The organism is Burkholderia sp. Bp9015 (assembly GCF_003853505.1).
GTDB lineage: Bacteria > Pseudomonadota > Gammaproteobacteria > Burkholderiales > Burkholderiaceae > Burkholderia.
The window spans coordinates 404,094-413,191 of sequence record NZ_QTPZ01000002.1; the positions used below are offsets into that span (position 1 = coordinate 404,094).

At 67.2% G+C, this 9,098-nt stretch carries 10 protein-coding genes; all 10 read right to left on the minus strand.

The features are described 5' to 3' along the window. Nucleotides 1–49: 49 nt before the first annotated feature. Entirely contained in the window at nucleotides 50–1,396 is a 1,347-nt protein-coding gene (locus tag DIE12_RS04300) for an MFS transporter (RefSeq protein WP_124519713.1), read from the minus strand. 80 nt (nucleotides 1,397–1,476) lie between these two features. Continuing rightward, nucleotides 1,477–1,875, minus strand: a complete 399-nt coding sequence (locus DIE12_RS04305; protein WP_044843433.1) for a RidA family protein — start codon at nucleotides 1,873–1,875, stop codon at nucleotides 1,477–1,479. A gap of 112 nt (nucleotides 1,876–1,987) precedes the next feature. Continuing rightward, nucleotides 1,988–2,764, minus strand: coding sequence for a benzoate diol dehydrogenase BenD (benD, locus tag DIE12_RS04310; RefSeq protein WP_124521064.1), 777 nt, complete (start codon nucleotides 2,762–2,764; stop codon nucleotides 1,988–1,990). After that, nucleotides 2,761–3,783, minus strand: a complete 1,023-nt coding sequence (gene benC, locus DIE12_RS04315) for a benzoate 1,2-dioxygenase electron transfer component BenC (RefSeq protein ID WP_124519711.1) — start codon at nucleotides 3,781–3,783, stop codon at nucleotides 2,761–2,763. Before benC ends, benD begins: the two co-directional genes overlap by 4 nt. A gap of 39 nt (nucleotides 3,784–3,822) precedes the next feature. Beyond that, on the minus strand, nucleotides 3,823–4,311 hold the full coding sequence (gene benB, locus DIE12_RS04320; RefSeq protein WP_044843430.1) for a benzoate 1,2-dioxygenase small subunit: 489 nt from the start codon (nucleotides 4,309–4,311) through the stop codon (nucleotides 3,823–3,825). Continuing rightward, nucleotides 4,308–5,666, minus strand: a complete 1,359-nt coding sequence (locus DIE12_RS04325) for a Rieske 2Fe-2S domain-containing protein (RefSeq protein WP_124519710.1) — start codon at nucleotides 5,664–5,666, stop codon at nucleotides 4,308–4,310. Before DIE12_RS04325 ends, benB begins: the two co-directional genes overlap by 4 nt. Before the next feature lie 116 nt (nucleotides 5,667–5,782). Further along, nucleotides 5,783–6,736, minus strand: coding sequence for a catechol 1,2-dioxygenase (catA, locus tag DIE12_RS04330; RefSeq protein ID WP_124519709.1), 954 nt, complete (start codon nucleotides 6,734–6,736; stop codon nucleotides 5,783–5,785). Nucleotides 6,737–6,810: 74 nt separating this feature from the next. After that, entirely contained in the window at nucleotides 6,811–7,101 is a 291-nt protein-coding gene (gene catC / locus DIE12_RS04335) for a muconolactone Delta-isomerase (protein WP_044843427.1), read from the minus strand. Nucleotides 7,102–7,146: 45 nt separating this feature from the next. Then, nucleotides 7,147–8,283 carry a muconate/chloromuconate family cycloisomerase gene (locus tag DIE12_RS04340; RefSeq protein ID WP_124485828.1) on the minus strand — a complete coding sequence of 379 codons (1,137 nt, stop codon included), beginning with the start codon at nucleotides 8,281–8,283 and terminating at the stop codon, nucleotides 7,147–7,149. Between the two features lie 285 nt (nucleotides 8,284–8,568). Then, nucleotides 8,569–9,098 (minus strand): hypothetical protein (locus tag DIE12_RS37975; protein WP_185641227.1); only part of this gene is annotated, 530 nt, incomplete at its 5' end.

Below are 9,098 nucleotides of genomic sequence, written 5' to 3' on the forward strand. Positions count from 1 at the left end.
CATGTATGACTAATCGAACCGTACGAACCGGACCGGCCGGTTCACGCGCTCAGTGCGGCATCGCCGGCGCCGCTTCGACGTCGGACCGGCCCGGGCGCAGGCAGAGCGTGGCAAGCGCGGCGCCCGCGAGCGGCACGGCCAGCGCGAGGAAGAATCCGGACGGCCCGCCCCACGCCAGGAACGTGCCGCCGACGGCCGAGCCGGCGATCGCGCCCGCGCGGCCCATCCCGATCGCCCAGCCGGTCGCGGTCGCGCGCAGCGCGGTCGGATACGCGCCGACGATCAGGTAGTTCAGCGCGATCTGCTGCCCGCCGATGCCGAACCCGGCCGCACCGACGAGCGCGAACACCAGCGCCCAGTTCGTGCCGGCGTAGCCGAGGGCGAGCGCGATCGCGATGCCGGACGCGAACATCGCGCCGAGCAGGTTTCGCGTATTCACGCGCGGCAGCACGATCGACAGCGGGATCGCGCAGACGATGAACACCGCATTGACGATCACGGTGCCGACCGGCGCCTGCTGTGCGGTCAGGCCGGCCGCCTTCAGCACCGTCGGCAGCCACGACAGCAGCATGAACCATGCGACCCAGTTCAGCAGGTAGATCGCCCAGATGCCGAGCGTGTTGCCCGCGTGGCCGTCGCGGAACAGCGCGGCGACGCTCGCTTTCGTCGTCGCCTCTTCGGGCACGGACAGGCGCGCGTCGGACGGCAGCGCCTGCGCGACGATCTTCGACAGCGTCGCCCGCACCCGCTGCTGCGCGCGTGCGTCGTCACGCGACGCCAGATAAAACAGCGACTCCGGCAGCAGCAGCGCGACGAGGCCGAGCACCGCGAGCGGCGCCGCGCCGCCCACGACGAAGATCCCCGGCCAGCCGATCACCGGCAGCATGCGCGCGGCGAGCAGCCCGCCGAGCATCGCGCCGGCGGGCAGGCCGAGCAGCACGCCCGTCATCACCGCGCCGCGCAGCCGGGCCGGACAGTATTCGGCCGCGAGCGCGAGCAGCACCGGTGTGCAGCCGCCCATCCCGAGCCCCGCGACGAAGCGCAGCGCGAGGATGTGGCGCGGGTCGCCGGCCCATGCGGTCGCGAGCGTCGCGGTGCCGAACAGCGCGAGGCCGATCATGATCGCCGGCCGGCGGCCGATGCGGTCGCCGACGAGGCCGAGCGTCATCGCGCCGATCGTCATGCCGACGATCCCCGCGGTCAGGATCGGGGCGAGCGCGCCGGCCGGCAGCCGGAACGACGCGAGGATCGCCGGGCCGGTAAACGCGATCGCCTGCGTGTCGAAGCCGTCGAGCAGCGCGATCAGCACGCACAGCGCGAGCACGCGAATCTGCAACGCGCCGAGCGGCGCGTCGTCGATCAGCGCGGGAATCGAGCGAACGGAAGCAGCAGTCATGAAAGCGTCTCCAGGATCGCCCCGTCGTTGCGGGGCGATCCGTTTATCGTTTTTGAATTACGGCGTGAAGGGGTCGCGTATCAGTCCGCCTGCACCGCGACGGCCTTGATCTCGACGATGTAACCGGGCGAGCCGCCGAGCATGTGCGCGCCGACCGCGGTCCACGCGGGCCGCGGATGCGCATGCAGATAGCGGTCGCGTACCTCCATGAACAGCGGCAGGTCGCGCATGTCGGTGTGGAAGGTCGTCAGGTCGACCACGTCGTCGAGCGATGCGCCGGCCGCCTCGAGCACCCGCTTCAGGTTCTCGAACGCCTGCACGATCTGCGCCTCGCGGCCTTCGACGAGCTGCATCGCGGCATCGCGGCCGATCTGGCCGGATACATAGACGGTATCTCCGACCTTGACCGCCGGCGCGTAGCCGATTTTCTCGTACACGGCTTCCATTCCGGCGGGGATGATCGCTTCGCGTTTGGGCATGAGTGTCTCCGGGGCCGGCGTGTCGGCGCCGGCCGGTTGTTGGATGGTTGTTGGATGGTCGTTCGCGTGCACGCCGGACTGCGGCGCGCACGTGTCGGAAGAAGCGCGCCCCTCAACCCGTATCGCCACCCGCGACCGGCAGCACCGTGCCGGTGATGTAGCTCGCCTCGTCCGACGCGAGGAACAGGATCGGCGCGATCTGCTCGTCGAGGCTGCCGTAGCGCTTGAAGAACGTCGAATCGGTCACCTGCCGCACCGCTTCGGCCATCCACGCCTGCTCCTGCGCGTTGTCGCCGGCCGCATTGCGCGGCACGCGGCGCGGCGGCGCCGTGGTGCCGCCCGGCGCGGTCGCGACCACGCGGACGTTGTGCTCCGCGTATTCCATCGCGAGCGCCGCCGTCAGCGCATTGACGCCGCCTTTCGCCGCCGAGTACGGCACGCGGCGAATCCCGCGCGTCGCATTCGACGATACGTTGACGATCGTGCCGCCGCCCGCGGCCAGCAAGTGCGGCAGCACCGCGTGGCAGCTGTAGAGCGTCGGCATCAGCGAGCGGCGGATCTCCGCGTCGATCTGCTCGGGCTCGAACTCGGCGAACGGCCGCATCCGGATCGCGCCGCCGACGCCGTTGATCAGCACGTCGATCCGGCCGAACGTCGCGACCGCGCACGCCATCGCCGCGCGCGCGCCGTCGTAGGTCTCGAGATCGGCGATGAAGCCGGCCGTGTTGCCGCCAGGTGCTTCGGCGGCCACCTCGGCCACGAAGTCCGCGCGGTCGACGAACAGCACCTGGCCGCCCTCGGCCGCCGCGCGCAGCGCGACGCCGCGGCCGATGCCCTGCGCCGCGCCGGTGACGACGACGACCTTTCCGGAGAATCGTTGCATGGTCATGCCGCCTTTGCCGTCACGTTCGGGGTGAACTTCTCGTAGTGGAAGCTGTTGGGCTTCACGCCCGCGTCGTCGAAGTACTGGCGCACCGCGTCGACCATCGGCGGCGGGCCGCACAGATAGACGTCCACGTCGCCGTCGTTCAGCGCATCGGCCGGAATGTGCTGCGTGACCCAGCCCTTGCGTTCGTGGCTCGACGCCGCATCGGCGACGACCGTCGCAAAGCTGAAGTTCGGCAGCTTCGCCGCATACGCTTCGATCGCGTCGACCAGCACGAGGTCGAGATCGCGCGTCACGCCGTAGATCAGGTGCACCTTCTGCTGCGAACCGCTGCGCGCGAGCACCTCGAGCATCGACAGGAACGGCGCGAGACCCGTGCCGCCCGCGAGGAACAGCAGCGGCCGCGCGACGTCGCGCAGGTAGAAGCTGCCGAGCGGCCCGTTCAGTTCGAGCGTGTCGCCGGGTTTGGCCGATTCGAGCCACGTGCTCATCACGCCGCCCGGAATCTTCTTGATCAGGAATCCGACCTTCGTGTCGCCCGGCGCGGACGAGAACGAGTACGAGCGGTGCTGGCCGCTGCCCGGCACGCCGATGTTCACGTACTGGCCCGGCAGGAACACCGGTGCGGCCGTGTCGACGTCTAGTTCGAGCACGATCGCCGCGTCGTTGTGCTGGTCGACCTTCGTCACGGTCGCGGCGAACGCGCTGTGGCCCGTCTTGCATGCGACCGACGAGCTCGGCACCGCGATCACGCAATCGCTGTGCGGCACCATCTGGCACGTCAGCACGAGGCCGCCGTCCTTCTCGTCCTCGGTGAGCGCGTCGTCGATGTAATCGTCGCCGAGGTCGTAGCTGCCGCTTTCGGCGCGGCACTTGCAGGTGCCGCACACGCCGTCGGAGCAGTCCATCGGGAGGTTGATCTTCGCGCGGAACGCGGCGTCGAGCACCTTCTCGCCGGCCTTGCAGTCGATGAAGCGGGTGACCCCGTCCTCGAAGTTCAGTGCAATCTTGTAGGTGGACATGACCTCGTCTCCCTGTGTTACTGGTCGAAACAATCGGCGTCAGACGTGGTACACGTCGAGCACCTGCCGGATGTAGTCGTTCTTCAGCACGATCTTCTTGTTCGAGATCAGCAGCGCGTCGCCCACCTGGCGCAACGTGACGAACATCGTGCCGAAGAAGTGATCGGTCACGCGGTAGCGGTGGTTCAGCGTGTGGAAGTTGTAGCGCACGTCCACCTCGCCGTCGCGCTCGGCCAGCACCTCGACGTTCGTCACGTTGTGGCTGGTGCGCGGCTCTGGCGTCGACGCGCCGCTGCGCTCGGTCTTGATCCGGAACACGCGATCCTCGAGGCCGCCGCGATCCGCGTAGTACATCAGCGAGATCTGGCTGTGCGGATCGTCGGTCGGCCGGTCGTCGTCGTCCCACGCGGGCATCCAGTACGTGACGTCTTCCGTGTAGCAGGTGAGCCACGCGTCCCACTCGCGGTCGTCGAGCAGGCGCGCTTCGCGATACAGCGCCGCGCAGATGGTCCGGTAATCGATGTTCATGCTTCCACCTCCCCGCGTTCCTGCTTCAGTGCATCGCGCATCACGTGCACCCAGTGTTCGTGCTGGCACACGAACAGCCCTTCGTCCTCGCTGCGCTCGCCCGACATGCGCGGGTTCAGCCCCATCCGTTTCGCGTTCTCGTCCGGCCCGTCGATCCACAGCGGCGCGCCGCGCGACAGGTCGTTCCACATCGCCGTGATGCCCGCGTAGCCGGCCTGGCACGCGCGGAACTCCTCGAGGTCGTCGGCCGTGCCCATGCCGCTCACATTGAAGAAGTCCTCGTACTGGCGGATCCGCGTCTCGCGGTCGGCGTCGCTCTCGCCCTTCGGCGCGAAGCAGAAGATGCTGACTTCGGTCTTGTCGACGCCGAGCGGGCGCACCACGCGGATCTGCGTGCTGAACTGGTCCATCAGGAACACGTTCGGGTACACGCACAGGTTGCGCGTCTGGTTCACGATGAAGTCGGCCTGCACTTCGCCCACGCGCGCCTTGATCTCGTCGCGGTGCTGGTACACGGGCCGCACTTCGGGGTTCATCGTCTTCGTCCACAGCAGGATGTGGCCGTGGTCGAATCCGTACACGCCCGCGACCGACTTGCTCCAGCTGTTCGCGTCGACGGCCTTGGTGCCGTCCTCCTTGCGGCGGCCCATCGTCGCCGCGTAGTTCCAGTGCACGGTGCTCACGTGATAGCCGTCGCAGCCGTTCTCCATCTGCATCTTCCAGTTGCCTTCGTAGATGTAGGAGGAGTTGCCGCGCAGCACTTCGAGGCCGTTCGGCGCCTGGTCGACGATCTGGTCGATGATCACGCGCGCCTCGCCGAGGTAGTCCTCGAGCGGCAGCACGTCGTCGCTGAGGCTGCCGAACAGGAAGCCGCGATAGTTCTGGAAGCGCGCGACCTTCTTCAGGTCGTGCGAGCCGTGCGTGTTGAACTGCACCGGATACTCGGTCGTCTTCTCGTCCTTCACCTTCAGCAGCTTGCCGGTGTTCGAGAAGGTCCAGCCGTGGAACGGGCACGTGAAGCTGCCCTTGTTGCCGTGCTTGCGCCGGCACAGCATCGCGCCCTTGTGTGCGCATGCATTGATCACCGCATGCAGCTCGCCGGTCTTGTCGCGCGTGATGACGACCGGCTGGCGGCCGATCCATGTCGTGTAGTAATCGTTGTTGTTCGGGATCTGGCTTTCGTGCGCGAGGTACACCCAGTTGCGCTCGAAGATGTGCTTCATCTCGAGCTCGTACAGCGCCTCGTTCGTGAAGATGTCGCGGCGGCAGCGGAAGATGCCGGCCTCCTTGTCGTCCTGCACGGCGGTGGCGAGCAGGTGGTCCAGTTCGGTGGTGGGGTCGATCGTGGCGGACATGTTGGTTCCTCCTGTGCGCGTGCCGGGTCCTGCAAGCACGCTCGCATCGGTATCGATTGAATCTCGCGGGAGCCCGGCCGGCGGCGGCGCCTGCGCGCCGCCGGGCCGTCGGGCGGTTATGCCGTGGCGGAAGCGCGCAGGCGTTCGACGATCTGGTTGTCCTTGCCCTCGACGCGCGGCGTCAGGACGAAGTTGAACTCGATGTCCTGGTACGCGTCGGCCTTCAACCCGAGCGCGGCGCCGCCGGTCTTGCCGGTGACGGGCGGGATCAGCTCCTCGCGGGTCGCATACGCGAAGTCGTCCCAGATCAGCGGGTCGCCGTCGATGTTGAACTGGGTCGTCAGCTTGCGGTGGCCGTCGCTCGTCACGAAGAAGTGCACGTGCGCCGGTCGGTTGCCGTGGCGGCCGAGGCGGTCGAGCAGCTGCTGCGTCGCGCCCTGCGGCGGGCAGCCGTAGCCGACCGGCATCAGCGTGCGGAACTCGTACTTGCCGTCCGCGCCCGTCTTCACCGCGCCGCGCAGGTTGAAGTCGCTCTGCGCGCCGGTCGGGTCGAAGTGCGAATAGAAGCCGTGCGAGTTCGCGTGCCAGCATTCGACCAGCGCGCCGGCCACCGGCTTGCCGTCGAGATCCTTCACGGTGCCGTGGATCACGAGCGGGCCCGCGCCTGCGTCCGCGTCGAGGTCGATCTTCGCGACGCCGTCGCGCACCGGCGCGCCGGCGACGTACAGCGGGCCTTCGATCGTGCGCGGCGTGCCGCCGTCGAGGCCGATCGCCTCGTCCTCGGCGTCCATCCGGATGTCGAGATACTTCTCGAGGCCGAGGCCGGCCGCGAGCAGCGCCGCTTCGCCGTCCTGGCCGAGCTTGTTCAGGTAGTTCACGCCGGCCCACACTTCGTCGGGCGTGATGTCGAGATCGTCGATCGCCTTGAACAGGTCGCCGAGCAACCGCAGCACGATCTGCTGCGTGCGCGCGTCGCCGCCGTTCGCGCCGTTCGCGCCGTTTGCGCCCGCGTTCGACGCGGCCTTCAGCAGATCCTGCACTTCCTTGGTTTCGAAAACTTTGACGCTCATGATGGTGTCTCCACGTGTATTTGGGGAAAGGTGACCCGGGGTGCTCGCCGTTGCAGAAGCGGCGGCTCCGTGGCTCAAACGTCGCCGTCGTGTATCGACGACGGGTGGCGACACAACGGCGTCACCGAAATCTTCATGTACGGGAACAGCGGCAGGCCGGTCAGGATCTCGTGCAGCTCGGCGTTGCCCGACACGTCGAACACGCTGTAGTTCGCGTATTCGCCGGCGATGCGCCAGATGTGGCGCCACTTGCCGCTGCGTTGCAGCTCCTGCGAGTACGCCTTCTCGCGGGTCTTGATCTCGTCGGCCACCGCGGCCGGCAGGTCGGCCGGGAGGTTGACGTCCATGCGTACGTGGAAAAGCATCGTGATGTCCTGGTACGTGAGCGGGTTGTCGCGGGTATTAGCGGGTCAGCGGGCGACTTTCGTCAGCCCGTCGCGGGTGAAGCGCGCGACCTTCGCTTCGTCGAGTTCGATGCCAAGGCCCGGGCCGCTCGGCACGGTCAGCTCGAAATCGCTGTAGTCGAGCGGGGTCGCGAGAATCTCTTCGGTGATCAGTAGCGGTCCGAACAGTTCGGTGCCCCACTGCAGGTTCGCGAAGCTCGCGAACAGATGCGCGGACGCGACCGTGCTGAACGCGCCTTCGAGCATCGTGCCGCCGTACAGCTCGATGCCGGCCGCGTCCGCGATCGCCGCGACGCGTTGCGCCGCGAACAGGCCGCCGCTTTGCTCGATCTTGATCGCGAACACGTCCGCGCCGTGCTGCTTCGCGATCTCGAACGCGCTGTCCGGGCCCTGCAGGATTTCGTCGGCCATCAGCGCGACGGGGAAGCGGCGCATCAGCCGTGCGAGCGCCGCGGCCGACGCGACCGGCTGCTCGACCAGTTCGCAGCCGGCATCGGCGAGCGCCGGAATCGCGCGCGCGGCCTGCGTTTCGCTCCATGCCATGTTCACGTCGACGCGCACCGAGGCACGCTCGCCCACTGCCCGCTTGATCTCGGCCACGTGCCGGATGTCCGCGTCGAGCGCCTTCGCGCCGATCTTCAGCTTGAACACGTTGTGGCGGCGCAGGTCGAGCATCCGTTCGGCTTCGGCGATATCGGTCGCGGTGTTGCCCGATGCGAGCGTCCACGCGACCGGCAGGCGATCGCGCCGGCGGCCGCCGAGCAGTTCGCTGACCGGCACGCCGAGGCGCTTGCCGTGCGCGTCGAGCAGCGCGGTTTCGAGCGCGCTCTTCGCGAAATGATTGACCTTCGCGAGCTTGCCGAGGAACGCCATCAGCGTCTGGATGCGCGTCGCGTCGCGGCCGATGATCGCGGGTGCGAGATACGCGTCGATCGCGAGCTTCATCGCCTCCGGGCTTTCCGGGCCGTAGGCCATCCCGGCGATCGTCGTGCCTTCGCCGAGGCCCGTCACGCCGTCGCTGCAGGTCACCTTCACCAGCATCAGCGTCTGGCCGTGCATCGTGGCGACCGACAGCTTGTGCGGACGGATCGTCGGCAGGTCGACGAGGCGGGTTTCAATGCGTTCGATGGTGACTGGGGACATGGGGCACGCTGCGTGTGGGGAGTTCATGGGACGGATTTATACGCGGCGGGGAAATGGAGCGTCCAATACTTTTGGTTTCGTTTTTTGATACCTGGTAGGTATTGAAAATCGCCTGAAGATGCGTGATATTGCGGTGCGCCATACCTTTTTTGGCTAGGTATACGGGCTGAGAGGCTTGCTGGAGCGCGGTCTTGCGGGTCCGGGGTGTTGCTTGGGCGGGGGTGCGGTGCGGCTGCTTTCGGTGGGGGGAAAATCGGCTGAAAACCGGTGGACTGTCTGAGCCGATCAGGGTTTTCCTGAGGGGAAACACGCGGGTTTGGCCGTCCGGTCTTCGGCTTCGGCGTTGGGTTCTGCGGACGAACGAAAAACATCGGTACGCGGATATCGACGCCCGACGCAGAGGCTCCTCATCCACCAGAAGCTGACAGTACACGCCGTAGCTGCTGCAGGAGGCGCGATGCCGCGGCATTCAGGTGTTGCGTTGCCTATGGACGTCAGCATGAGCACGTGGGGTTGCGCGACCTGGTGGCCCGGCTTGCTCCAGAGGTTCCAGAAGGACTGCTCGACACCCACCAGTTCACTGTTTTCGGCGTGTGGCAAGCCGAAGGCGAGGTACATTGAGTGACCGCTTTCCGGGATCACCGTGGGGCCGTTCCGGGTCGGGCGCGGGCATCCGCATCGGACAGCAGCCGGCCAAGAAGGGTCATTCGGTGTCAGATCGTAGATCGTCGACAACGAAACAACATCTCTCCCGACGTTCACCGCAGGTAGCATGGTGAAATCCACGATATGCAAATCGACAGTAAGCACTCGAT

Excerpts from the sequence above, each read along its gene's own strand:
- DIE12_RS04300 (WP_124519713.1), bottom strand. The coding sequence starts at position 1,396 with ATGACTGCTGCTTCCGTTCGCTCGATTCCCGCGCTGATCGACGACGCG.
- benB (WP_044843430.1), bottom strand. The coding sequence starts at position 4,311 with ATGAACATCGATTACCGGACCATCTGCGCGGCGCTGTATCGCGAAGCG.
- catA (WP_124519709.1), bottom strand. The coding sequence starts at position 6,736 with ATGAGCGTCAAAGTTTTCGAAACCAAGGAAGTGCAGGATCTGCTGAAG.
- DIE12_RS04305 (WP_044843433.1), bottom strand. The coding sequence starts at position 1,875 with ATGCCCAAACGCGAAGCGATCATCCCCGCCGGAATGGAAGCCGTGTAC.
- DIE12_RS04340 (WP_124485828.1), bottom strand. The coding sequence starts at position 8,283 with ATGTCCCCAGTCACCATCGAACGCATTGAAACCCGCCTCGTCGACCTG.
- catC (WP_044843427.1), bottom strand. The coding sequence starts at position 7,101 with ATGCTTTTCCACGTACGCATGGACGTCAACCTCCCGGCCGACCTGCCG.
- benD (WP_124521064.1), bottom strand. The coding sequence starts at position 2,764 with ATGACCATGCAACGATTCTCCGGAAAGGTCGTCGTCGTCACCGGCGCG.
- benC (WP_124519711.1), bottom strand. The coding sequence starts at position 3,783 with ATGTCCACCTACAAGATTGCACTGAACTTCGAGGACGGGGTCACCCGC.
- DIE12_RS04325 (WP_124519710.1), bottom strand. The coding sequence starts at position 5,666 with ATGTCCGCCACGATCGACCCCACCACCGAACTGGACCACCTGCTCGCC.